Origin of the sequence: Janthinobacterium sp. SUN128 (assembly GCF_030587275.1) — a bacterium.
Classification (GTDB): domain Bacteria; phylum Pseudomonadota; class Gammaproteobacteria; order Burkholderiales; family Burkholderiaceae_D; genus Janthinobacterium; species Janthinobacterium lividum.
The window spans coordinates 78,126-100,974 of the sequence record NZ_JAPWHY010000001.1 but is presented as its reverse complement, the minus strand read 5'-3'; the positions used below and the strand labels follow the sequence as shown (position 1 = coordinate 100,974).

Sequence of the window (22,849 nt, the reverse complement as noted above, 5' to 3'; positions counted from 1 at the left end):
TGTGTTAATCATCAATGCAGGGTCGGCGCGGCGGAGCCGGCCGGTGCAGGGGTAATCGTTCCCGGCACGACAAAAGCGTCGAATGCACGCTTCATGTCGAGCACGAAGGGATCGCTGGCGATGGTTTCTTCCGCTTGCAGCTGGCACGCCTCGCGGTGGGCCTGCGCTTCCGCGCTGGCCGTATACCAGACAGCGCCCAGTTCCGTATCGACATTGACCTTGCGGCCGAAGCGCTCGCTCAGCACGGCAGCCAGTTTTTCCACGTTGGCCGGACTGCGCCACGTGTCGATCGGCACGCGCAGGCGGAACGTGGTGCTGTGACCGTCGTGCAGGCACTCGATCAGCTCGGCCTGCACGGCCAATTGCTGGGCTATGCCGCGCAGGGGCAGCACGGCGGCGACGGCCGGCCAGTTGCCATCCCAGTCCAGGCCAGGCACGGGCGTGATCACATACGGTCCGCTGGGGGCGGCTTGCTTGGCGGCACGCTGCGGCATGATGACGGCCGGCTGCTCGCTGCTCTGCGCGGCGGGCGCCGACACGGCCGCGGAGGCGCTGTCGTCGGAAAATTCGGTGACCCACGGCGGCAAGTCGTCGGCGGCGGGCGCCTGCTGCTGTGGCGGCGCCTGGCGTACCGGTGCCGCCGCCGGTACGGATACCGGTGCTTCCATCACGGCCACGGGTGGCGCGTCGTCCCACGGCGCCGGCGCTTTCGCGGCGGCGGGCGGTGGCGGCGGAGCTGCCTGGACTGGCGCGGCCGGGGCAGCGGCGACAGGCGCCACTGCTGGTACCGGTGCGGCTGGCTTGGGCGCCGACGATGGCGCCGACGGCGCGCTGCCCGGACGGCCTTTCGAGGCGGCGCGGGCCGCTTCCAGCGCCGCATTGATGGCGGCGCGCGCGGAACTGATCGGGGCGCCCGATGCGGCCGGGGCAGCCGCAGCAGGAGCAGCCGCTGGCGGCGTAGCGAGCGGCGGCGCCATTGGTGCCGGCGCCGGTGCAGCGGCTGGCGCCGGCGCAGCCGCGCGCGGCGGCGACGCTTCGCTGCGCGCCATGCTGGCGGCAGCGGCGGCGACCACGGCGGGCGGTGTCACGGCGGCGTGGCTGGCCACGCTGTTCGTGGCGGCGCGGGCGGCGGGAGCCGAAGCCCCAGCCGCGGCGCGCGCGGCGGCCACGGCGGCCGGACGGTTGCCCGTGGCAGCGGCCGGTGCAGCCGGCACGCCATCGGCGCCGCCTATGCCGGGCCGAAAGGCCAGCATGCGCAGCAGGGTCATGGTAAAGCCCGCGTATTCATCGGGCGCCAGGCCCAGTTCATTACGGCCATGCACGGCGATCTGGTAAAACAGCTGCACTTCTTCCGCGTCAAACGCGGAAGCCAGGCGCACGATGTCCGCGTATTCGGGCAAATCCTGCGGCAAGGCGGCGGGCACGGTTTGCGCCAGCGCAATGCGGTGCAACAAGGTGCCCAGGTCCTGCAGGGCGCCGTTGTAGGACAGGCTGCGCGAAGCCATCTCGTCGGCCACGGCCAGGAGATCGGCGCCATCCTGCTGCGCCAGTGCATCGAGCAGGCGCACCAGATACGACTGGTCGAGCGCGCCCAGCATGCCTTGCACGGCATCCAGCGTGACTTCGCCGGCCGCATAGGCGATGGCCTGGTCCGTCAAGGACAGCGCGTCGCGCATGGAACCGTGGGCGCCCTGGGCCAGCAGGCGCAAGGCTGGCTGTTCGAAGGCGATGCCTTCCTGTCCCAGGATATTGTCCAGGTGGCTGATGATGTGGCCGGGCGGCATCTGCTTGAGGTTGAACTGCAGGCAGCGCGACAGCACGGTCACGGGAATCTTTTGCGGGTCCGTCGTGGCCAGGATGAACTTCACGTGCTCGGGCGGCTCTTCCAGCGTCTTCAGCATGGAGTTGAACGCGTGGTTCGTCAGCATGTGCACCTCATCGATCATATAGACCTTGAAGCGCGCATTGCTTGGCGCATACACGGCTTGCTCGAGCAGCTGCGCCATTTCATCGACGCCACGGTTCGATGCCGCATCCATCTCTATATAGTCGACAAAGCGCCCCGCATCGATCGCCGTGCACGCTTCGCACACGCCGCAAGGCTGGGCCGTGATGCCGCCCGTGCCATCGGGGCCGATGCAATTGAGCGACTTGGCCAGGATGCGCGACAGGGTCGTCTTGCCGACGCCGCGCGTGCCCGTGAACAGGTAGGCGTGATGCAATCGGCCGCTGTGCAAGGCATGCGTGAGCGCGCGCACGACGTGCTCCTGGCCGACGAGCGTCTCGAAATTCTTGGGGCGGTATTTACGGGCGAGGACTTGATAGGACATGCTGAGATTTTACCATGCGATTTTGCGGGTGATCCTGCGCGGCGGGCGCAAGCCTCATGGCCGGGCCATTCAAAATGGCAAACGCGGCAAAGCAGCAATTGTATAACATGGCCAGCTGGAAATATGGAAAACACGGCAAGCCTGGCAATGCTGCGGGCCGGCAAGAAAATATGGCCGTAAAAGCAAAAAAGCTGCCCATGGCAGCTTGATTGTCGATCCTGATAAAACATTCCCGAAGGAGGCGAGCCTGATCTGCGGCACTCATGGTTAATAGCCGTGGCTGCTTCGTTCCCGACCTGACCAGGTTAGCCATGCCACGATGCGCAGGGGCCCGCCAGGGACAATTATAACCGACCTGCGCAAGATTGGGAAATTGCCGTACTGCACGCGATCATTTTATGCGTAGGTCGGCTTAGGCCGCAGGCCGTAAGCCGACACTGCTGACTACGCAGGCCCTGAACATGCAAGCGCCGCAACGTCGGGTTACGCGCAAGCGCTAACCCGACCTACTTAGCGCCTACAAACCCAGCTCTTGCCAGATGCCATCCACCCTCGCCTTCACTTCCGGCGTCATGGCGATCACCGTGCCCCACTCGCGCGTCGTTTCGCCCGGCCATTTATTCGTCGCGTCGATCCCCATCTTGCTGCCCAGGCCGCTGACCGGCGAGGCGAAGTCCAGGTAATCGATGGGCGTGTTGTCGACCAGCGTGGTGTCGCGGATGGGGTCGACCCGCGTCGTGATGGCCCAGATGACTTCTTTCCAGTCGCGGATATTCACGTCTTCGTCGACCACCACGATGAACTTGGTATACATGAACTGGCGCAGGAAACTCCACACGCCGAACATCACGCGCTTGGCGTGGCCCGCGTACTGCTTCTTGATCTGCACCACGGCCATGCGGTAGCTGCAGCCTTCGGGCGGCAGATAGAAGTCCGTGATTTCACTGAACTGCTTTTGCAGCAGCGGCACGAACACTTCGTTCAGCGCCAGGCCCAGCACGGCCGGCTCGTCCGGCGGCTTGCCTGTATACGTGGAGTGGTAGATCGGGTCGCGGCGCATGGTGATGCGGTCGATGGTAAACACGGGGAAACTGTCCTGCTCATTATAGTAGCCCGTGTGATCGCCATACGGCCCTTCCAGCGCGTGCTCGTAGCCGCTCGGATGGTTTTCATCCGGGTAGATATGGCCTTCGAGCACGATTTCGGCGGAAGCGGGCACGCGCAGCTCGCTGCCGATGGCTTTCACCAGCTCCGAGCGGCTGCCGCGCAGCAAGCCGGCGAACTGGTATTCGGACAGGCTGTCCGGCACCGGCGTGACGGCCCCTAATATAGTAGCGGGATCGGCGCCAAGCGCGACGGCGATCGGGTACGGCTTGCCCTTGCTCTGGATCGCGTGCTCGCGGAAGTCCAGCGCCCCGCCCCGGTGCGCCAGCCAGCGCATGATGACCTTGTTACGCCCCAGCACTTGCTGGCGGTAGATGCCCAGGTTTTGCCGCTTCTTGTTCGGGCCCTTGGTGATCACCAGGCCCCAGGTGATCAGGGGAGCGACGTCGCCAGGCCAGCAATGCTGGATCGGCAGGCGCGCCAGGTCGACGTCGTTGCCTTCCCAGACGATTTCCTGGCACTTCGCGCCGCGCAACTCCTTCGGCGACATGTCCCACACGGATTTCACCAGTGAACCGAGTCCCAGCAAGTCCTTGAAATCCTTCGGCGGCTCCGGCTCCTTCAGGCGCGCCAGCACATGGCCGATCTTGCGCAACTCGCTGACGTCTTCCGCGCCCATGCCCAGCGCCACGCGGCGCGTGGTGCCGAACAGATTGCCCAGCACCGGCATGTCGTATCCCGTCGGATGATTGAACAGCAAGGCCGGCCCGCCCGCGCGCAAGGTGCGGTCGCACACTTCCGTCATCTCCAAAATCGGTGAAATGGGGGTCGAAATGGGCTTAAGTTCACCCATTTGTTGCAGTTGAGAAATAAAATCTCGCAAATCTGAATATTTCATGTGTTTTTAATTTTTTTTGACGTCGGACGCCGTTGCTGAAGGATCTATGCCAAGTAATTGATTTTATTGGCTTTTGGCACAATGCAAGACAAAAAGTAAGACATAAAAGTAATAAAGAAACGATTCGTTAGTATTGACTTGATATAAAACGGCTTCTACAATTCGCCCAACTTGAAAGAGCACGCCGGCCCAGAGCTTGATTTTAGCGTTTCTCTTTCATTCACGGAGTCGGGGCTCCACATGACATTTTAAGGAGTGTTTTCAAAAGGCGTCTGCCTTACCCCCGGTAAAAGTTGTATTGCGACTGATCCAATACCAAAAACGGGACCGATCAGCTCAAGCAAGCAATGACGGCGTTTCTCGCACGCATCCATACGCGGCGGAAACGATGATATTTCTGATGCACGGCATTGGCAGTACCCACAACACCGCGAGACCGCGGAGGGACTGCCTGTTGACGCGACATTTCGGGGAACTCTATGACTCATCGTAGCACTGAAGCAGCTTTGCCTGCTTCAACCGTGGCTGGCCAGCCAGCGTTGGCGCGTTTGCGCGCCCGCGCACAAGCCATTTCGGCACGTGGCGTATTGACCACGGCACAACACACACTGACAGTCTTCGGCATTTCCGCCCTGGCACTGATCGCCCTGCTGATGTTCCGCCCTGACCTGGGCAAGCAACTGACGCACAGCCTGTTCCCGCTGCCGATGGCAGAGGCGCAAGCCGTTGAAGCACCGGCCCTGTCGGCACTGATGGATGCGCCTGCTTCCGTGCAAACGGCCGCCAGCGACGCACCGCTGAGCAAGGAAGAAAAAGCCTTGCTGGGCACGCAAAAGCAGCAGCAATGGGTCACCAACTGGCTTTCCAAGCGCTACCGCGTAGCCAACGATGCGACCAATATGCTCGTCTCGACGGCCTACCTGACAGCCCGTGAAATCAAGCTGGACCCGCTGCTGATCCTGGCCGTGATGGCCATCGAATCGGGCTTGAACCCGTTCGCGGAAAGCCCCGTCGGCGCGCAAGGCTTGATGCAGGTCATGTCGAAAGTGCACCATGAGCGCTTCCAGGAAATGGGCGGCGTGCAGGCAGCGCTGAATCCCGTCGCCAACATCCGTGTCGGCTCGCTGATCCTGAAAGACTACGTCACGCGTGGCGGTTCCGTCGAAGCGGGCCTCAAAACCTACGTCGGCGCCGCCAACTTCGCCACCGACTCGGGCTATGGCTCGCGCGTGCTGGCCGAATACCGCCGCCTGAAACAAGTGTCGGCCGGCCAGCGCGTGCCGACCACGACGCCGGTGATGGCATCGAACACGCCAGCGCCAGCCAAGGCCCCGGCAGCGGAAAGCGGCATCACCATCAAAGTATTGCCCCATAACGAGATCGCCGGCCTGTGACCCTTTAAAAGCCCTCACAGGGGCATCCAAAAAGCGGCACCCAGTAAAAAAGCCACCGCACGCAAGTGCCGGTGGCTTTTTTATTGCCCTGAAGCATCAGCCGCAGGAACTGCTGTATATATTACTTGCGCTTGTTGGCGCCCACTTCTTCCTCTCGGAATTTCACTGCCAGCTTGTCCAGCACGCCGTTCACATACTTGTGGCCGTCGATACCGCCAAACGACTTGGCCAGCTCGACCGCTTCGTTGATGACGACGCGGTACGGGATTTCCATGTTGTTCTTCAGCTCGAAAGCGCCGATCAGCAGGATGCCGTGTTCGATCGGCGACAGCTCCGCGATATTGCGGTCGATCAAAGGTGCCATGCTTTCGCGCAGCGCCAGCGAATCCTTGATGGCGCCGTACAGCAGCACCGTGAAATGATCGCCATCGGCCTTGTCGAAACCATGCGCGGCGCGAATATTGTTCACGACGGTGGTCGCGTCTTCATTGTTCAGCAGCCACTGGTACAAGCCTTGCAGCGCAAACTCGCGCGCGCGGTGACGCGGCGTGCGGTTTTTGCTGGGATTGGCGAGCAAATTTTTCTCAGTCATGATTGTTACCTGTTCTTAAATACGTGTTCACTACAAATTCCGGCGAGACACTGCGGCGCGCTTTTAGGTAGCGCAGCCGCAATTCAAGCGTGCGTGAGAAGGATGTCAGGGCAAGGCGCGGGGCCGAAGGCAGTACGATAGTACGGCGAGGCCTTGCAACGCAGCCATGGCATTCTTATCACACGCGCTTAGTCTTCGTCGGTGTCTTGCAACTCTTCTAGCGCTTGCGCCAGATTGGCCATTTCCACTGCCACGCGTGCCGCTTCGGCTCCCTTGACCAGCATGCGCACTTCCGCTTGCTCGTCGTTTTCGGTCGTCAACACTGCGTTGGCGATGGGGATGCCGTAATCGAGACCGACGCGCGTGATGCCCGCGCCCGATTCGTTCGATACCAGCTCGAAGTGGTAGGTTTCACCGCGAATCACGGCGCCCAGTGCGATCAGGGCATCGAATTGCTCGGTTTCCGCCATTTTTTGCAGAATCAGTGGGATTTCCAGGGCGCCCGGCACGGTCACGTGCAGGATATCTTCATCGGCCACGCCCAGCTTGCTCAACTCTTCCAGGCATGCCGACAGCAAGCCACCACCGACGATTTCATTGAATCGTGCCTGGACGATACCGACGCGCAAACCTTCGCCGGCAAAATTGGTTTCATATGTTCCTACGCTCATCATAAGCCTCTTTAATCTGGTGGTTCAGGGCGACATGCACATGTCGCCATCATTTACTCTACATCGACGCCTGACAAAATCGTAGCGAGCGGCAGCGAGTTGTGGTCGAGAAGCGCAACTGTACGAAGGTACAGTGAGCATCACAGGCCGCAAATCGCGACGCGCAGTAGATTTAGTTAGGCGTCCTGGCCTGGATGGCACTGAAAACCCGTTACTTCCAGGTCGAACCCGGCCATCGACGGCATCTTGCGGGGGCTGGCCAGCAATTGCATCTTGCTCACGCCCAGATCGCGCAGGATTTGCGCGCCGATGCCGTAACTGCGCAAGTCCATGCTGGCGGCGCGGCCTTTCGGCTTCGCTTGCGGCGTATCGAGCGCGGCGAACTGGGCAAACAGCTCGCCCGACGTCTCGCCGCAGTTCAGCAAGACCATCACGCCCCGCTCGGCCTGCTTGATGGCGGCCATCGAAGCGGCTACCGTCCACGAGTGGGTAGTCGCTTCGCTTTCCAGCACGTCCAGCAAGGAAACGGGCTGGTGCACGCGCACCAGGGCTTCCAGACCGGGCGCCAGGTCGCCATGCACGAGGGCCAAATGGGCCGATGCGCTGGGCTTGTCGCGGAAGGCGATCAGGCGGAATTCGCCGTGCGCCGTGTGCAAGGTGCGCTCGGCAACGCGCTCGACCAGCGATTCCGTCTGGCTGCGGTAATGGATCAGGTCGGCAATCGTGCCGATTTTCAAGCCATGCTGCTCAGCAAAGACCAGCAAGTCCGGCAGGCGTGCCATGGTGCCGTCGTCCTTCATGATTTCGCAAATCACGGAGGCGGGCGTCAGGCCGGCCATGGCCGTCAGGTCGCAACCGGCTTCCGTATGGCCTGCGCGCATCAGCACGCCGCCTTTTTGCGCTTTCAGCGGGAAGATATGGCCAGGCTGGACGATATCGCTGGGCTGCGTGCCCTTGGCTACGGCCACCTGGATGGTCTTGGCGCGGTCGGCGGCGGAAATGCCCGTCGTCACGCCTTCGGCCGCTTCGATGGACACGGTAAAATTGGTGCCGTAGGCGGTGCCGTTGCGCGACGTCATCATCGACAAGTTCAGCTCGTCGCAACGCTCTTCCGTCAGGGTCAGGCAGACCAGGCCACGCGCATGCGTGATCATGAAATTGATGGCTTCAGGCGTCACGAAATCGGCGGCAAGCACCAGATCGCCTTCATTTTCCCGGTCTTCTTCATCGACCAGTATCACCATGCGGCCGGCGCGCAATTCAGCGACGATCTCTTCGGTGCTGGATATTGACATTATTCATCCTCTGAAGACACCTGGCAAAACCTGCTGCGCGTCGGTTTTGCCTGGCGTTGTTAATGAAACTAAAAACTGAAATATCGAGCGCGAAAATTCCGCGAATTTCCGGGAATTTTCTTATAACCTGCTATTTTAAAGGATTTAGCGCTTGCAGACCTGAAATAAGACAGCTTTGCGGCACGGATGCCACCGCCTGCCCCGCAAAGCGCCCATTCCCTGATCCAGCGCATACGGCGACGGCAAGGCGCGCGCCGCCGGCCTTGCAAAGAGCATAAGATCAGCCAGTCACCGCCACGGCGCTGACGCCCCACTCGCAGCTACACCCCACACAGGAGCGGCACTATGAAAACCAATGGATCGGCCATCTGGTCAGGCGGCATCAAGGATGGCAAGGGCGCCATCAGCACGCGCAGCGGCGCCTTGCAGGAATATCCCTACGGCTTTGCCAGCCGCTTCGAAGGCAAGCCCGGCACGAATCCCGAGGAATTGATCGGCGCCGCGCACGCGGGCTGCTTCACCATGGCCCTGTCGCTGATCCTTGGCGAAGCGGGCCTGACGGCGGAAAAGATGGAGACGACGGCCGAAGTCACCCTCGACAAGGTCGACGACGGTTTTGCCATCACGGCCGTCCATTTGATCCTGAAGGCAAAGATCCCCGGCGCCAGCCAGGCTCAATTCGAGGAATTGACGGGCAAGGCCAAGGCCGGCTGCCCCGTGTCGAAGCTGCTTAAAGCCAACATTACCCTGGACGCTACCCTGCAGCCCTAGATTTTCGTCACGGGCTTGACGGGTTCCACAGGGGCCACCGGCGCCACCAGCGGCAGGCGCGAGTCGCTGGCCGGCAATGGCCGGTTCATCAAACCGGGATTCAGGGCTGCATTGTTCAGGTTATAGGCGGCGATGGCCGCCGCCACGGACGGGTCTTGCGATGAAGGCGGCGGCACGGCCTGGCCCGCGTTTTGCGCGGCCAGCTCTTGCGCCTGCGCATTTTGCTGGGCCAGCCGGGCTTGCGCCGTCGCGAGGCCGGCATCGGCCTGCCCCTGCGCCGCGCGCGCCAGCGACTGCGCCCGGTCGGATGCCGCCTGGGCCGCCATCTGCGCGTCGCTGGCGGCCAGCTGCGCCCGCGCCGCATCGTCCGCCGCTGCTTGCGCCTGCTGCTGCAATCCCTGCTGCTGCACTTGCCCCTGCCGCAGCTCATCCACCCGCGCCGCTTCCTGCTGCTGCGCCTGCTGATCGGTATTGATGCGTTCGCTCTCCAGGCGTTCGGCGTCCAGGCGCTGGGCATCGACGCGCTGGTTGTCGGTGCGCTGCGTCTGCAGCAATTGCGCCGCATCAGCCGCTGCTTGCGCCTGCGGCTGGGGCCGCAGTTCCTGCAAGTCCAGGTTCAGCTCCTCCGCTTCCAGTTGCTGCTGCAGTTCCAGCTGCCGCTGCGCAATAGCGGCCGTCTGCGACGGCGCTTCGTCGACGGCCTGCATCTGCTCGGCCTGCGGAGCCTGCGCGGCGCTGGACGGCAGTGCTTCGCCCGTCAAATCCGCTTCGACCACGACAGCCAGCGGCGCGCCCTGCTGCTGGGCTAGCACGGCGCCCACCTGCGCCAGCACGTCCGTTCCCTGTTGCAAGGCATCCAGGGTGGCATTGCTGTCGGCCGCATACGCGGCCTGCAAAATGACCGCATCGACATCTTCATTGCGCAAGTCGATGCCGATGCGGGCCAGTTGCGCTTGCGTGAGCAAGCTGCCGTCCTGCGCCAGCGCGGCGGCCGCATCCGTCGTGCCGTCGCCCGACAGCAAATCGTAGCGCTGCGCCAGGCTGCCCGGCGCATCGCCGGCCGTCGCCAGCTGGCTAGCATCGATGCCGCTCGTTTGCAGCTGGGCGAACGATTCCGTCAACTGCCGCGCCAGCACCAGCAAGTCGTCATTGACATTCACTGGGGTATTTGCCGCCCTGGCCTCTTCCGTGGCGCCCTGCAAGGCCAGCAATTGCCGGCGCGACAAGGCCACGCCGGACAGGAACTGGCCCAGCGGGGAGATGTCGACCTGGGTCGATGACAGGATGGCAAGAGCAGCCGCCGCGCTGGAAGGCGGCACGGGCAGTGCAGGCGGCAGCGGCGCCGTTGCGCCCACGCGGGACGTGGCCGGGATGGTGTTGGGCACGGTTGCGCGCGAAATCGGGTCCATGGCTAGCCTCCACTGCGGAAAGCTTCATAGTATGCGCGTCTGAAAGAAAAGCAACACACGCTTGGCAAGGCAGCAAGTGTGTTGCTTCAAGCTGTGGTGTTAAGCGGCAGCCTTGTCCAGCGACAACATGCGCTCGACATAGCGGGCGATCAGGTCGATTTCCAGGTTGACCTTGCCATCGACCGTCAAGTGTTTCAGGGTCGTCATGGCGATCGTGTGCGGGATCAGGTTGATCGAGAAGCGGCAGCCGTTGACGGCGCCCGCGCCCAGGTCTTCCACGCGGTTGACGGTCAGGGACACGCCATTGACAACGACGGAACCCTTGAAGGCCAGGTATTTCGCCAGCTCGTGCGGCGCCTCGATCACCAGTTCCCACGATTCGCCCACGGCTTCGAACTTGCGCACGATACCCAGGCCGTCGACATGGCCGGACACCAAGTGGCCGCCCAGGCGCTCGGCCAGGGTCAGGGCTTTTTCCAGGTTCACTTCCGTGGTGGTATCGAGGCCCACGGTGCAATTGAGGCTTTCGCGCGAGACATCGACTGCAAAACCCGTGTCCGACTTTTCCACCACCGTCATGCAGGCGCCATTGATGGCGATCGAGTCGCCCAGGGCCACGTCAGCCAGCGGCAAGCCGCCCGCGTGGATGTTCAGGCGCACGCCTGCATCGAGGCCGCCGTCGAGCGGTTGCACGGTTTCAATCTTGCCGATGGCGGCAACAATTCCTGTAAACATGAACTAACCCTATAAAAGTATGAAAGTATTAATTGCGCTGGGCGAATCTTGCAAGGATACGCAAATCTTCGCCCACTTGCTGAACCTGGTGAAATTGCAAAGTGTGCTGCTGCTTGATATCCGTCAAAGGGGGCAAGGTAAACATGCCTTGCGCATCGCCCAGCAAAGTGGGCGCCAGATAGACCAGCAGCTCGTCGACGCAGCCTTCGCGGATCAGCGAGCCGTTCAGTTTGGAACCGGCCTCGACGTGGACTTCATTGCATTGCCGGCGTCCCAGTTCCAGCATCAGCGCGGCCAGGTCGACCTTGCCGGCCGCGTTCGGCAGCATGATGACTTCCGCGCCGAGCGCCTGCAACTGCGCTTCCTTTTCCGGGTTGGCCACGGCCGCCACGATCCACGTGCCGCCCCCTTGCAGGATGCGCGCGTCGGGGCTGATGTCGAGCCGGCTGTCGACGACGATGCGGCGGGGCTGGCGCGGCGTCTCGACGGCGCGCACGTTCAATTGCGGGTCGTCCGCCTTGACGGTGCCGATGCCCGTCAGGATGGCGCAGGCGCGCGCGCGCCAGGCGTGGCCGTCGGCGCGCGCTTGCGGCCCGGTGATCCACTGGCTTTGCCCGTTGTGCAAGGCTGTCATGCCGTCCAGGCTGGCCGCCGTTTTCATGCGCACCCACGGCTTGCCGCGCTGCATGCGTGAGAAAAAGCCGATATTCATTTCATATGCCTCGTCGGCCAGCACGCCCGTGGTGACGGCGATGCCGGCCGCCTCCAGCTTGGCCAGTCCCTGCCCCGCCACCAGCGGGTTCGGGTCCGTCATGGCGGCCACGACGCGCCCCAGCCCTGCGCGCACGAGCGCATCGGAGCATGGCGGCGTGCGGCCGTGGTGGTTGCATGGTTCCAGGGTGACATAGGCGGTGGCGCCGCGCACATCGTTGCCACGCGCCGCCGCATTGGCCAGCGCTTGCACTTCGGCATGATCCTGCCCGGCCGCCTGCGTCACGCCGGCGCCGATCACCTGGCCATCCCTGACGATCACGCAGCCGATGCGGGGATTGGGCGAGGTCGTGTACAAACCGCGCGCCGCCCATTCCAGCGCCAGGCGCATGCCATCGATATCGTTGAGTATTTCCACGGGCTTCTTTGATAGTGAGTGATAGGTGAGTCGGGTTACGAACTGTCGGCCACGCCGCTGCAATTGGCCGCCTGCTGCTGCGGGTCGCACACGCGCACCCTGCCCAGCATATTGATTTTAATATGCCGTACCTGCTTTCCCAAAGCCAGGGACAAGGTACCCCAGCGCGCCGCCAGGCTATTGGTCGCGCTGCAACTGCGTCCTGCGCCATTGTAGGCGATATAAAACGGCGCCGTGGCCGACGAAAACGCGAACTGGGCCGTGATGCCCGCCGGCAGCGGCCCCTGGCGGAACAGCAATTCGTCATCGCCATCGAACGCCAGGTTGGCATTGCGGTCGATGAATATCAGCCAGCCCGTACGCCAGTCCACGCCACCGGCTCCGGCCGGCATCAGCAGCACGCGCTGTCCCCGCGCCATCGCCTGTGCCCGCGTCAATTCGATGGCCGAAAACAAGTCCGTGGCCGCCGCACGCACCTGCTGGTGTGCCAGCACCTGCTGCAGGCTGGGCATGGCAGCGGCAGCCAGCAACGCGGCAATCGCCAACACGGCCAGCAATTCGGGCAGGGTATGCCCGACGGTGTGCCCAATCCGCGGTGAGCGATTGTGCATGGCCATGGCCTAGGGCCAGCAATGGCTGGACGGGCCGCTGCTGCCGCGCTGACCCGTGCTGCTCAAGGACAACACGCCGCAATCGGCATCCTGGAAGTGCGCATCGACCTTGGACGTGCCCGGCATCGCGCGCAACAGCACGCATTGCCCGATCGCCAGGCCGGGACAAGCCAGCGCCTCGATTTCATACGCGCTGCCGGCCGCGCCCCCGTCGCCAGACCACCATGGAAACAGCTGTACTTGCGACGACGGCGACGCGGAGGAAAATGCCAGATAGCGGTTGTTTTGCGAATAATAGCGCTCCTGCTGCTGCATCAGCCGCAGCAGGGCCGCCTGCCCCTGCACCCGCTTGGCGCGCACGACATGACCGTGATAAGCGGGCACGGCCAGCGCCAGCAGCAGGCTCAGGATCGCCAGCGCGGACAGCAGTTCGATCAGGCTGAAGCCCCGTGTGGCAGCAGGAGCACCACCGTTTGCAGCGGGACCGTGCCGGCTTGCCACCACGCCCATATAAGCTCCCGTCGTTCCTGAAATCGCCGCCGATGCTATGTGCCAGCCTCACTGGGCCTTATTTTTTCTTGGCCGCCTCGTGCAATTCGCGCCAGTTCGCCACTTCGCGCCAACTGAGGCGCCGGGCCGGCAGCGGTGCGCTGACGACCTTGAGTCCCGTTCCGCTGGCCGCGCCAGGCAAGCCAGGCTGCAACACCGCCAGTTCCTTGCGCCCCTCGGCCCGCCCCGCCGCCGTCGCGGCACCCACCGTGCTGTTCAATTCCAGCGCCAGCGGCGGTGCGCGCGCCAGGCCGTCGAACAAGCGCCCCGTCTGCGCACCCGCCTGCACGACCCCGGCGCCATCGGCGGCAAAGCCGCTCAGCACATCAAGCACGTACAGGCGCGTGGCCGGCTTGGCGCAAGAATCGCGCCCGGGCAGCACGGTGTTGAACAGCACCTTGCCGGCGGCCAGTACGGGACTGCCGATGCTGCGTTCGCCCGTTTGCGCGGTATTGAGGAAATCGAGGTACCAGCCGCGCATGGCGTCGCCGCCTGTATAGCGCAGCTCGGCGCCATCGACGCGCACGCCGCCCACCGCCTCGCCCAGGCTGCGCTGTTCCAAATCAGCCCGGCTGCGCGTGGGAGACGACTCCCGCAAATCGTCGTGCACGGCATAAAACGATTGCGACAAAAAGGCGGAAGGCCAGGTATCGGCCGCTTCGACCAGTTTGCCCGTGCCGAACAGCAGCAGATAGCCGCCACCGGGTGCGTAGGCCACGTTCAGCTGTTGCGTCACGGGCTGGCGCCTGCCCTGCGCATCGCGCGCGACAAAGACGAGCTTGCGTCCCGCCCCCTCTTTCCACGGCGGCCCGCCAGCCATGTCGAGGCGCCAGATATTGCCCTGCAAATCGCCCGCATATAGATAAGCCAGCGCGCCGTCGCCGCCCGGCACCACGACGGGCGGACCGAGCGCGTGGCGCATGGCGTCAGCGCCCGTGTTCGCGCCCGCATCAGTGTCATGGCCGCCATCGCCGCCACCACCACCGCTGGCCACAGGCACCTTGAGGCGGAAGTAATTACTTCCCAACACCCAGGACGTGCCGGGCGCCTTGTCCAGCGCCAGCAGGAAAATGGCGGCGGCCGATGCGGGCGCCGTCGTGTCCTTGCCATCATCCACATGGTTGTTGTAGCCGCTGGCGACGATGGCAAAATCGCGGTAGGCTGGCGCGCCCTCCTTGCCGCCCATGTTGATGCGGGCAAAGCTGGGCGGCCCGCGCACGTTGCCCATCAGCCTGTCATCACGGTCCGTAAACTCCCACAGCGCTCCGTCTTGCGCGAAGCGGGCCGGATCTGTGATGTCGAGCGCAAACATGCCTTGCGCCCCGCCGCCCATGCCCGATACCAGTACCGTCTTCCAATGCCCCAGCGCTAGCACTTCCGCCGTGGCCGCCGCGCCATCGAGCAGCGGGCCGGGGCTGTAGTGAGTACTCGCAGCGGCTGGCGCAAGGTGCAGCAGCGCTTGCGGCAGATAGGCAAACAATTCGCTGCCCGTGCGCGCATCGAAGGCATGCAGCAAGCCATCGTTGGCGCCCAGGTACAGCATTTTGCGCCGCTGCAGCAGCGCCTTGCGGTGCAAGCCATAGCCTGCCCCCGGCATGCCCAGCCCCGGCGCGCCCACGTACAGCAAATTGCCATGCGGCGCGGCGCCCAGGCTGCCTGTGCGGCGGCGCAGGAAGCCGCCCGGCTGGCCCACCTCATGCGTGCGCTGGCCCAGCAGATACGCCAGGCGCGCTTCCCCTCGTCCATCGCCGCCGTCGAATGCGCCGCGCTGCTCCGTATCGAGCCGCTTCCAGGCCAGCGGCATCAGGGTGCCCTTGGCATCGAGCGTGTAGACGGGACGCAAAACCGCTGGCGTTCCATCTGGCGCGACCTGCTCCTGCCCGCCCGTGCTCCACCATGGCTTGCCGGAAAGCAGTACGCCATCGGCCCCCAAGGCAAATGCGGTGCGCGACAAGGTCATGCTGCCATCGACCAGGCGCATCTGCGTCTGGAACCAGTATGCCTCTTCCGTGCCGCTGGCCAGCGCCATCAGGGCAGGCCCGGCGAGCGTCGCCGGCAAGCTGCCCTTGTCGGCAGCCGCAAAGGCTGCGCGCAGTCCCCCGATCAGGGCGGCCGGGTCGCTGCCGGGCAGGTAATGGGCGGGCCAGCGGCCATCCAGGCTCCACTCGCTCAGCGCGCTGCCAGTCGCGCTTTTGAAGGGATTGGCATCGCCATTGGCATCGAGAAAACCGCCATACTTGGCCGCCAATAACAAGGGCGTAGCGACGGGAGTGGCGGCCGATTCGCCGGCCGGGTCGCCCTGGCGCAAGTCGCCCGCATAGTGCTCGACCTTCGCCATGCCGTCGCTCTTGCCGCCGGGACGCAGGGCCTGCACATGCGACCAGTAGGCCAGTCCTGCCGCATGGTAGCTGGCGCCGCCCGCCCCCTCGGCCAGCAATTCCAGTGCCGCCAGTTCGGGCCGTGGCGCGGGATTGCCTTGCACGCCACCGCTTTCCAGGCTGCCCACCGCATGCGTCCAGGCCATGGCATCGAACGGGGGCGGCGCAAAACTGTCCGGCGCGCGGGCGCGGTCGCCGTTTGATGCGGGAGTCGCCGGAACGTTGCCGGGCACGTAGCGGTCGCCCGCCATGCCCGCATCGCCGAAACTGACAACGATGTGACGCTGGCAACTGGCCGTTTGCGGGTCGCTCCATTGCGTCACGACCGGCAAGCCGTCGTCGATGGCAGGCGGTGCCGTAGCGGGTGGCACGACGGCGCTCGCTTGCCGCCCCTGCAGATAGCGCAGCGATTCGTACAGCAATTCAGCCAGCGGCGCCGCGCTGGCGTACGCGCCGGGATGCCCGGCGTTGCCGCGGCCCAGGCCATTGATGTAAGCGGTCACCCCGCCGCCAGGGCTCGCGCCTTGGGCCCCAGCTTGAGCCGCATAGACGCCAGTGGCGGGATGCCACTCGGCGCCGGTATTGTCTTGCGGCATAAAGTCGGGCGCCATCCAGCGCTGCTGTCCCACGTGGGCCAGCGGCGCGCGCAGCACACCGCCATACACGGCGCCAGCGCTTGCAGGCAGGCCATTCAAATGGCCAAACACGCCCACGCGCACCCTGCCGCCATGGCGCTGCATGGCGCCCACCGGCTTGTAGTTCTTGCCATACGCCAGGCACAAGTCGTCGCGCAGCGGCCCCTCATCAGCGTCGCACACGCGCACGCGCGCGAGGAACACGCCGTGCGTGGCGGCGGCCCCAGGCGCGTCGCAATTGCCGCCCGGAGGCAAACTGGCGTCGCCGAACAACAGGCGATTACGGCAAGAAACGATGGCCAGTTGCGCCAACGCAAACGGCGTCGCCGCCGCCACGCCAGTCTGCAAGACCTTGCGCGGGAAAAAAACGGGGTGGGCAAAAAAGTCGATGGGGCTGTCGGCATCGGGCAAATAGGTGCGCTGCAGCACCGTCTTGCGCACCTCGTCGATGACGCGGTCGCCGCCCGTCAGCGCATAGCGCACGATGTCGAGCATGCTGGCACTGGCCCAGTTGAGAAAGTTGCCGCTGAAACTGTCTCCGCCGCAGCCGTGCAGCGCATCGGCCGGTTTCAGCACGGAGAAGTAAGCGGTCGCTACGCGCAAGTCCGGCAGCATGACGCCGTCCTTGCTGCGATACGGATAGCTGTAGCACATGCGGGCATGGAAGTAACCGAGGTACTCGCGCTGCGGCGCATAGTCGCCGCCATGTGCGGCAGCGGCAGCAGCGTGGGTGAGGGACAGGTTGAGCAGCAGATTCGGCGGCACCCTGGCGCCGTGCAAGCCCGCGTCGGCCCGCGCCAAGGTCACCGGGGGAGCGGCGGCAAGGACACTACTGCAAATCAGGCCAGCCCCCAGCAGCCAGGCCCAGCCGGAGCAGCGCAGCGCGGACGAGAAAGCGGACGGCAAAGCCCTCATGGCCCCGCTCCAGCCGCCTGCTTGCGGTAATAGCTTTGCAGCACGACTTGCGTGCTTTCCTGCGCGCCAAAACCGATGGCCGTGATGCGGTACACATAGCTTTCCGTGGCCAGACCACTGGCCACTGCAGTGGCCTGCGCGCCGGGCGGGTGAAACGGCAGCAGTTCGATAAGGTAGCGGGGCCGGCGCGACGGCAGGAAACCCTGCCCTGTCTGCATGACGGCGCCCGTAAACTGGCCGTACGGCACGGTGCGGCTGCCCCCTGCGTCACCATCGAGGTCCGTGCTCAGCCAGAGTGCCGGCGCACCCGGGGCTGCCGGCAGGCACAGGCCCAGTGCTCCCCCTTCGCCGCAGCCGTCCGCAAACCCTGCCGCACTGCATGGTGCGAAGAGGCTGCTGCGCCCCGGTGCGCCGGGCAAGCCTTCGATATCGTTCTGCGCATCCACCAATGCCTCCTCCGCCGCCTGAAACGCGATCTGCCTGTCGCGCTCGCCCCGTGCCGCCTTTTCGCCCTGCAAGGCCATCTGCGCCGCCGATATGCCCAGCAACAAGATGATCACCAGCAGGCACAGCACATACACGAGGGTGGCGCCGCCGCAGCGCTCACGAAGTGCACGACAAGATAAGCAACAGCGGACGCCCGCGCCAGCCATCGCGCCGCCCGCCTAGGCCGGCCCGTTGCGCAGCATGATGCTCGTCTGCACCAGTTGCCGCAGCCGAGAGCGCGTCGCGGCGGGCAAGGACGCGCGCGCGATGCGCACGCCTGTGTCGCCGGCGCCGTGCGCCTCGGCATACGCCTTGCCGAACAGATCGAACTGCGCCGGTCCCAGTTCCGCCATCTTGTCCGCCTGGCCCGCCTCGCCATGCAACAGTAAGGCCACGCGCACGCTGGCCACGCGCTTCCAGTGCGTGCGCCGGTGAAAATCGCGCTGGCGCGCGGCCGCGTCCGCGCCAACCAGCACCAGCGCCGCATCGTAGGCGTCGAGCGCGCTGGCGTTGACATAGCGGTTCGCCACGCCGTCGGCAGGCGTATCCGTGTCGAGGCCATACAGCACCTGGAAGCCGTCGACGCGGCGGATGATGGCGTCCGCGCCCCAGCCGTTCGCGCCACGGTATTTGCAGCGCAGCTCGCCCTCACCATCGGCGCCCTGCGCTACATAGAAAATGCTCCAGCCCCGCTGCGCCTCCGTTTGCGCGGCGCCCACGCCAAAACCGGCGCAATTGAGCACGGAACCGTCGCCGCCCTCTTCCTTGCCGGCGCCGTAATAGCGTAAGGCCAGCACATCGCTGCCATGCAAGGCGCCGGGCAGCGCGCCGCTGATGCCTTCGCTGTTCTTGCCCAGGCTGCGCGCGTCGAGCCCGGCCACATTGGCGCTGTCGTCATCGGCATGGGCGACGGGCGCGGCGCTGCTATCCCAGTTCACGTACGCCGTCTGGCGCACGGCGCGGGCGATGGTATCGAGCGCATAGCGGCCGTTGTCATCCAGCCGCGCGCTGGAGGACTGGTCGCCATAGCTGCCGCTGGCCGCCAGCAACACGCTACTGGCCGCCAACATCAACAGCGAACCGAGCGACAGGGCCACCAGCAATTCCACCAGGCTCATGCCACGATGCCGGCGGTTCATGCGCCGCCTCCGCCCAGCTGGAATGCCAGCCTGGGCAGCGACTCGCCTGCCGCATTCTCTGCGGACGAGCCATCGGGCAGGCGGGCGCGCCAGCCCAGCTTGATGACGATGGGCGCCCCCTTGCCGCCGCTGCAAGCCCAATGCAAACCCTGGGCGGCGGCGTCCCACGCGGCGAGGTCGCGGCAAATGTGCAGACGCGCGCCTGGCAAGGCCGCATGCAGCCCTTGCTTCCATTCGGCGATATCGAATTGCGCCAGTTCAGCCGCACCGCAGGCGGCGGCACCGAAGCAGTCCGGCGCACCGCCGCCAGCGTCGGCGCCGTCCGCCGCCGCGTACGCCACGTTCAGGTAGGGATTGCCCGCATCGGGTCCATTCATGAGCACGCTGTTTGCGCGCATGCGCTCGGCCATGCCGGCGGCCAGTTGCACGCCCGCCGACAACAACGCCGACTCATGGCGCGCGCGCAGGGAGTTCAGTTGCAGGATACTGGCACCGAGCAGGCCCAGCGCCAACAGCAGCAGCGACACGAGCACCTCGACGAGGCTGCTGCCACCCGCAGGAAACATAGTGCGACCGCCATTGCGCATGCGCTACTCCCTTCCGCAGAAAGAGTCGCAAGAACAGGCGGCCCAGCTACAAGATAGGCGCGCGCAAAAAACCGGATCTGCGCTAGCGCAAACAGGACGGCGATAAGGTGAGAAGAACAGCGTTGAATTGATCAGGCCGCTTGCCAGGCGAACGCTTGTGTGGTGAAAACGGGGCGCATGAGCAGCCCCGTTGTCGGCGAAGTGAACGTCAGGGCTTGCGTGCCTGTCCCACTTCGGCAATCGCATCCTGGAACTCGGCCAGGTCTTCGAAGTTCTTGTAGACGGAGGCGAAGCGGATGTAGGCGATCTTGTCCAGGCGCTTCAATTCTTGCATGACGAGTTCGCCGATATAGCCGGAATCGACTTCGCGCAAGCCGCTGGTCAAGAGTTTTTCCTGGATGGACACGATGGCCGTATCCACGGAGGCGGCCGCGACGGGACGCTTGCGCAAGGCCAGCATCAAACTGCCGCGCAACTTATCCGCAGCGAACTCCGTCCGGCTGCCATTCTTTTTGACGACGGCCGGCATGATAAGTTCAATGCGCTCGTACGTGGTAAAACGCTTGTCGCATTTGCCGCAGCGGCGGCGGCGCCGAATGGCATCCCCTTCCTCCGATACGCGCGTATCGAGAACCTGGGTGTCGCCGTGCTGGCAAAATGGACATTTCATGGGCTGGCTACAACTTTATAGTAATAATTACGGGAAATCGCCGCCCTTGTACAAAGGGCGCCCGAATCACTCCGGGCGCCCTTGGGCACGACTGGAATGTGTCATACAGAATCTTACTCCGTATGACACATTCTGGACAAATAATTAGCGACTATTCCGGTAAGGAGCGTCTGCAGCAGATTGCTCATCGGTCGCGCGGACAAGGCGCGAGGAGGACGCATGGCTAGCCATGCTACGACGAGCAACGCAGTACCCGCTTCCGAGGGGCTGTCTGCTGTAGATGTATTCCTTCACCGGAACAGGCTCTTAAGCTGCGTACACCGGGTGCGCGTCGGCCAGCACTTTCACGGCCGCTTTCACGCGCTCGATGGTGGCGGCGTCATGCGGATTGTCCAGCACGTCGGCGATCAGGTTGCCCACTTCTTCCGCTTGCGCTTCCTTGAAACCGCGCGTCGTCATCGCCGGGCTGCCCAGGCGGATGCCCGAGGTGACGAATGGCTTTTGCGGGTCGTTCGGGATGCCGTTCTTGTTGCAGGTGATGTGCGCGGAACCGAGGATGGCTTCGGCTTCCTTGCCCGTCAGGTTCTTGGCGCGCAGGTCGACCAGCATGACGTGCGATTCGGTGCCGCCGGACACGATGCGCAGGCCGCGCTTGATCAGGGTTTTCGCCAGCACGTCGGCGTTCTTGATCACTTGCTTCTGGTATTCGACGAATTCAGGGCTCAGCGCTTCCTTGAAGGCGACGGCCTTGCCGGCGATCACGTGCATCAGCGGGCCGCCCTGGATGCCAGGGAAGATGGCCGAGTTGATGGCTTTTTCGTGTTCGGCCTTCATCAGGATGATGCCGCCGCGCGGGCCGCGCAGGGATTTGTGCGTAGTCGAGGTGACGAAGTCGGCGAACGGCACCGGGTTCGGGTACAGGCCGGCGGCGATCAGGCCGGCGTAGTGGGCCATGTCGACCATGAAATACGCGCCAACTTCCTTGGCGATCTTGCTGAAGCGTTCGAAGTCGATCTTTTTCGAGAACGCGGACGCGCCAGCGATGATCAGTTTCGGTTTGCGTTCGCGAGCCAGGCGCTCCATTGCCTCGTAGTCGATGTCTTCTTCCGCCGTCAAGCCGTAGGAGACGACGTCAAACCATTTGCCGGACATGTTCAGCGGCATGCCGTGGGTCAGGTGGCCGCCTTCGGCCAGCGACATACCCATGATCAGGTCGCCTGGTTTCAGCATGGCGAAGAACACGCCCTGGTTCGCCTGCGAGCCGGAATTCGGCTGCACGTTCGCGCATTCGGCGCCGAACAGCTGTTTCACGCGGTCGATGGCCAGTTGCTCGGCCACGTCGACGTATTCGCAGCCACCGTAGTAGCGCTTGCCTGGGTAGCCTTCGGCATATTTATTCGTCAGCTGCGAGCCTTGCGCTTCCATTACGGCTGGCGACGTGTAGTTCTCCGACGCGATCAGTTCGATGTGGTCGTGCTGGCGCGTGTTCTCTTTTTGGATGACGGCGAACAATTCAGGATCGACGTTGGCGAGGTTGTGATCTTTTGCAAACATGTAAAAACTCCAAGTATGAGGGTGCTTGTACTGGCAGGTTGGATCGAATGAGGGGAGCCGGCGTTAAGTGAATAACAACATTGGACAGGCAGCCTCTTCGTGCTTTTCCATAGTGGCTACCCAGGCGAACGGCTGATGAAAAATCTCACGTTTCCCGGTGGATGCCCACCTTTCGCCGGTTTGCCGATCGCCATTCATGGAGATCGCCCGACTTTTCGCCAGTCACGTGAGACGTAATGGAAGCCAAATTGTAAGTTAAGTGCCCAAATTGAGCAAGGAATGCAACCGTGAGGCTATAATCGCCGCGCGCCACCCCAGCCAGGGTGTGGCCACAAGCTGCCCCGGGGCATGACTGCGGCTTTTAAGCTGGACTTAAACCTGGCCATGGCATGTAAGCGTATGTTACGAAGCTTGCCATTGCACACGCCGGATTTACAATGCTGCGGTGCAACTTATATGCAGCTTTTGCATGGCTTTCCAGCAAGCGCCCACAGTCACAAGAAGAAAAATCGCGTAAAATGTTGCTCAATCTCACTACTGGCGCAATAAACATGCCTTCAGTCTTTACCTGGAACGTACGTGTCTACTATGAAGACACCGACGCCGGCGGCATCGTCTATTACGCAAATTACCTGAAATTCTTCGAACGCGCGCGTACCGAATGGCTGCGCGCCATCGACGTGGGCCAGCAGGCATTGCTGGAGCAGCACGATGCAATGTTCGTTGTCAAAAGCGTCAACGCCGACTATCATGCGCCAGCCAGGCTCGATGACACGGTAAGATTAACCTTAAGCATAGAAAAAATGGGGCGCGCCTCCATCGTTTTCCTGCAACAAGCCTGGTGCGGCGACCGCCTGCTCAATACGGCCCGCGTCAAGATCGGCTGCGTCGATTCGGCACTGCGCCCGCGCGCCGTGCCTGATGCAGTCGCGGCCCGCATGCGCGCCGCCTGAGCCCTACCCGCCACTCCCGGACAATTCACCCAACAGACTGCCAG

The 22,849-nt window shown here is 63.8% G+C and carries 20 protein-coding genes, 1 other RNA gene and 1 riboswitch; of the genes, 4 read left to right on the top strand and 17 right to left on the bottom strand.

Going from position 1 to position 22,849, the window contains the following annotated elements:
- Positions 1-11 precede the first annotated feature (11 nt).
- Complete coding sequence (gene dnaX / locus O3297_RS00490; protein ID WP_305047438.1) at positions 12-2,330, bottom strand: DNA polymerase III subunit gamma/tau; 2,319 nt, start codon at positions 2,328-2,330, stop codon at positions 12-14.
- 56 nt (positions 2,331-2,386) lie between these two features.
- Between dnaX and O3297_RS00485 the strand changes: the two genes are divergently transcribed.
- Positions 2,387-2,539, top strand: coding sequence for a hypothetical protein (locus O3297_RS00485; RefSeq protein ID WP_180278305.1), 153 nt, complete (start codon positions 2,387-2,389; stop codon positions 2,537-2,539).
- Positions 2,540-2,567: 28 nt separating this feature from the next.
- Here the strand turns inward: O3297_RS00485 and ffs are convergent.
- Both ffs and ubiD read right to left on the bottom strand, forming a co-directional pair.
- Positions 2,568-2,666, bottom strand: an RNA gene (gene ffs / locus O3297_RS00480) — signal recognition particle sRNA small type.
- 181 nt (positions 2,667-2,847) lie between these two features.
- On the bottom strand, positions 2,848-4,332 hold the full coding sequence (gene ubiD / locus O3297_RS00475; RefSeq protein ID WP_305047437.1) for a 4-hydroxy-3-polyprenylbenzoate decarboxylase: 1,485 nt from the start codon (positions 4,330-4,332) through the stop codon (positions 2,848-2,850).
- 479 nt (positions 4,333-4,811) lie between these two features.
- Here ubiD and O3297_RS00470 point away from each other — a divergent pair, with 479 nt between their 5' ends.
- The gene (locus tag O3297_RS00470; protein WP_305047436.1) at positions 4,812-5,726 is read left to right on the top strand and encodes a lytic transglycosylase domain-containing protein; all 915 of its coding nucleotides are present in this window, start codon (positions 4,812-4,814) and stop codon (positions 5,724-5,726) included.
- A gap of 121 nt (positions 5,727-5,847) precedes the next feature.
- Here the strand turns inward: O3297_RS00470 and nusB are convergent, their stop codons facing one another.
- The 3 genes from nusB to ribBA all read right to left on the bottom strand — a co-directional run bounded on the left by nusB (position 5,848) and on the right by ribBA (position 8,284).
- A complete protein-coding gene (gene nusB / locus O3297_RS00465; RefSeq protein WP_034786595.1) occupies positions 5,848-6,318 on the bottom strand; it encodes a transcription antitermination factor NusB in 471 nt (156 codons plus the stop codon).
- 188 nt (positions 6,319-6,506) lie between these two features.
- Positions 6,507-6,989, bottom strand: coding sequence for a 6,7-dimethyl-8-ribityllumazine synthase (ribH, locus tag O3297_RS00460; RefSeq protein ID WP_034786791.1), 483 nt, complete (start codon positions 6,987-6,989; stop codon positions 6,507-6,509).
- Positions 6,990-7,165: 176 nt separating this feature from the next.
- Positions 7,166-8,284 (bottom strand): bifunctional 3,4-dihydroxy-2-butanone-4-phosphate synthase/GTP cyclohydrolase II, encoded by a 1,119-nt coding sequence (gene ribBA / locus O3297_RS00455; RefSeq protein WP_034786594.1) that lies wholly within the window; start codon positions 8,282-8,284, stop codon positions 7,166-7,168.
- A gap of 345 nt (positions 8,285-8,629) precedes the next feature.
- On the opposite strand from ribBA, the gene O3297_RS00450 reads away from it, so the two are divergent.
- Positions 8,630-9,055, top strand: coding sequence for an OsmC family protein (locus O3297_RS00450; RefSeq protein WP_034786592.1), 426 nt, complete (start codon positions 8,630-8,632; stop codon positions 9,053-9,055).
- Here the strand turns inward: O3297_RS00450 and O3297_RS00445 are convergent.
- The 11 genes from O3297_RS00445 to glyA form a co-directional block, all read right to left on the bottom strand.
- On the bottom strand, positions 9,052-10,464 hold the full coding sequence (locus O3297_RS00445; protein ID WP_305047435.1) for a hypothetical protein: 1,413 nt from the start codon (positions 10,462-10,464) through the stop codon (positions 9,052-9,054). The two genes, O3297_RS00450 and O3297_RS00445, sit on opposite strands and share 4 nt — an antisense overlap.
- A 99-nt stretch (positions 10,465-10,563) precedes the next feature.
- Positions 10,564-11,199 (bottom strand): riboflavin synthase, encoded by a 636-nt coding sequence (locus O3297_RS00440; RefSeq protein ID WP_034786589.1) that lies wholly within the window; start codon positions 11,197-11,199, stop codon positions 10,564-10,566.
- A gap of 28 nt (positions 11,200-11,227) precedes the next feature.
- A complete protein-coding gene (gene ribD / locus O3297_RS00435) occupies positions 11,228-12,301 on the bottom strand; it encodes a bifunctional diaminohydroxyphosphoribosylaminopyrimidine deaminase/5-amino-6-(5-phosphoribosylamino)uracil reductase RibD (RefSeq protein WP_370385419.1) in 1,074 nt (357 codons plus the stop codon).
- 62 nt (positions 12,302-12,363) lie between these two features.
- On the bottom strand, positions 12,364-12,939 hold the full coding sequence (locus O3297_RS00430) for a GspH/FimT family protein (protein ID WP_305047433.1): 576 nt from the start codon (positions 12,937-12,939) through the stop codon (positions 12,364-12,366).
- Positions 12,940-12,948: 9 nt separating this feature from the next.
- Entirely contained in the window at positions 12,949-13,449 is a 501-nt protein-coding gene (locus O3297_RS00425; RefSeq protein WP_305047432.1) for a type IV pilin protein, read from the bottom strand.
- A 58-nt stretch (positions 13,450-13,507) separates the two neighbouring features.
- Positions 13,508-17,416, bottom strand: a complete 3,909-nt coding sequence (locus O3297_RS00420; RefSeq protein ID WP_305047431.1) for a pilus assembly protein — start codon at positions 17,414-17,416, stop codon at positions 13,508-13,510.
- Complete coding sequence (locus O3297_RS00415) at positions 17,413-17,997, bottom strand: PilX N-terminal domain-containing pilus assembly protein (RefSeq protein WP_305047430.1); 585 nt, start codon at positions 17,995-17,997, stop codon at positions 17,413-17,415. The genes O3297_RS00420 and O3297_RS00415 overlap by 4 nt, the downstream gene beginning before the upstream one ends.
- Positions 17,998-18,081: 84 nt before the next feature.
- Positions 18,082-19,041, bottom strand: coding sequence for a PilW family protein (locus O3297_RS00410; protein WP_305047429.1), 960 nt, complete (start codon positions 19,039-19,041; stop codon positions 18,082-18,084).
- The gene (gene pilV / locus O3297_RS00405) at positions 19,038-19,607 is read right to left on the bottom strand and encodes a type IV pilus modification protein PilV (protein WP_305047428.1); all 570 of its coding nucleotides are present in this window, start codon (positions 19,605-19,607) and stop codon (positions 19,038-19,040) included. The genes O3297_RS00410 and pilV overlap by 4 nt, the downstream gene beginning before the upstream one ends.
- Before the next feature lie 229 nt (positions 19,608-19,836).
- A complete protein-coding gene (gene nrdR, locus O3297_RS00400; RefSeq protein WP_305047427.1) occupies positions 19,837-20,298 on the bottom strand; it encodes a transcriptional regulator NrdR in 462 nt (153 codons plus the stop codon).
- Between the two features lie 306 nt (positions 20,299-20,604).
- The gene (glyA, locus tag O3297_RS00395) at positions 20,605-21,852 is read right to left on the bottom strand and encodes a serine hydroxymethyltransferase (protein WP_034786580.1); all 1,248 of its coding nucleotides are present in this window, start codon (positions 21,850-21,852) and stop codon (positions 20,605-20,607) included.
- 111 nt (positions 21,853-21,963) lie between these two features.
- Positions 21,964-22,088, bottom strand: a riboswitch (ZMP/ZTP riboswitch).
- Positions 22,089-22,403: 315 nt separating this feature from the next.
- On the opposite strand from glyA, the gene ybgC reads away from it, so the two are divergent.
- A complete protein-coding gene (gene ybgC / locus O3297_RS00390) occupies positions 22,404-22,805 on the top strand; it encodes a tol-pal system-associated acyl-CoA thioesterase (protein WP_099387060.1) in 402 nt (133 codons plus the stop codon).
- Positions 22,806-22,849 lie beyond the last annotated feature (44 nt).

Bases quoted from the DNA above. Each gene is read 5' to 3' on its own strand.
- nrdR (WP_305047427.1), bottom strand. From the start codon at position 20,298: ATGAAATGTCCATTTTGCCAGCACGGCGACACCCAGGTTCTCGATACG.
- ybgC (WP_099387060.1), top strand. From the start codon at position 22,404: ATGCCTTCAGTCTTTACCTGGAACGTACGTGTCTACTATGAAGACACC.
- O3297_RS00410 (WP_305047429.1), bottom strand. From the start codon at position 19,041: ATGAACCGCCGGCATCGTGGCATGAGCCTGGTGGAATTGCTGGTGGCC.
- O3297_RS00425 (WP_305047432.1), bottom strand. From the start codon at position 13,449: ATGGGCGTGGTGGCAAGCCGGCACGGTCCCGCTGCAAACGGTGGTGCT.
- nusB (WP_034786595.1), bottom strand. From the start codon at position 6,318: ATGACTGAGAAAAATTTGCTCGCCAATCCCAGCAAAAACCGCACGCCG.
- dnaX (WP_305047438.1), bottom strand. From the start codon at position 2,330: ATGTCCTATCAAGTCCTCGCCCGTAAATACCGCCCCAAGAATTTCGAG.
- O3297_RS00485 (WP_180278305.1), top strand. From the start codon at position 2,387: ATGGCCGGGCCATTCAAAATGGCAAACGCGGCAAAGCAGCAATTGTAT.
- O3297_RS00440 (WP_034786589.1), bottom strand. From the start codon at position 11,199: ATGTTTACAGGAATTGTTGCCGCCATCGGCAAGATTGAAACCGTGCAA.
- glyA (WP_034786580.1), bottom strand. From the start codon at position 21,852: ATGTTTGCAAAAGATCACAACCTCGCCAACGTCGATCCTGAATTGTTC.
- ribH (WP_034786791.1), bottom strand. From the start codon at position 6,989: ATGAGCGTAGGAACATATGAAACCAATTTTGCCGGCGAAGGTTTGCGC.
- ubiD (WP_305047437.1), bottom strand. From the start codon at position 4,332: ATGAAATATTCAGATTTGCGAGATTTTATTTCTCAACTGCAACAAATG.
- O3297_RS00445 (WP_305047435.1), bottom strand. From the start codon at position 10,464: ATGGACCCGATTTCGCGCGCAACCGTGCCCAACACCATCCCGGCCACG.
- O3297_RS00420 (WP_305047431.1), bottom strand. From the start codon at position 17,416: ATGAGGGCTTTGCCGTCCGCTTTCTCGTCCGCGCTGCGCTGCTCCGGC.
- ribD (WP_370385419.1), bottom strand. From the start codon at position 12,301: ATGCGCCTGGCGCTGGAATGGGCGGCGCGCGGTTTGTACACGACCTCG.
- O3297_RS00450 (WP_034786592.1), top strand. From the start codon at position 8,630: ATGAAAACCAATGGATCGGCCATCTGGTCAGGCGGCATCAAGGATGGC.
- O3297_RS00430 (WP_305047433.1), bottom strand. From the start codon at position 12,939: ATGCACAATCGCTCACCGCGGATTGGGCACACCGTCGGGCATACCCTG.
- ribBA (WP_034786594.1), bottom strand. From the start codon at position 8,284: ATGTCAATATCCAGCACCGAAGAGATCGTCGCTGAATTGCGCGCCGGC.
- O3297_RS00470 (WP_305047436.1), top strand. From the start codon at position 4,812: ATGACTCATCGTAGCACTGAAGCAGCTTTGCCTGCTTCAACCGTGGCT.
- pilV (WP_305047428.1), bottom strand. From the start codon at position 19,607: ATGTTTCCTGCGGGTGGCAGCAGCCTCGTCGAGGTGCTCGTGTCGCTG.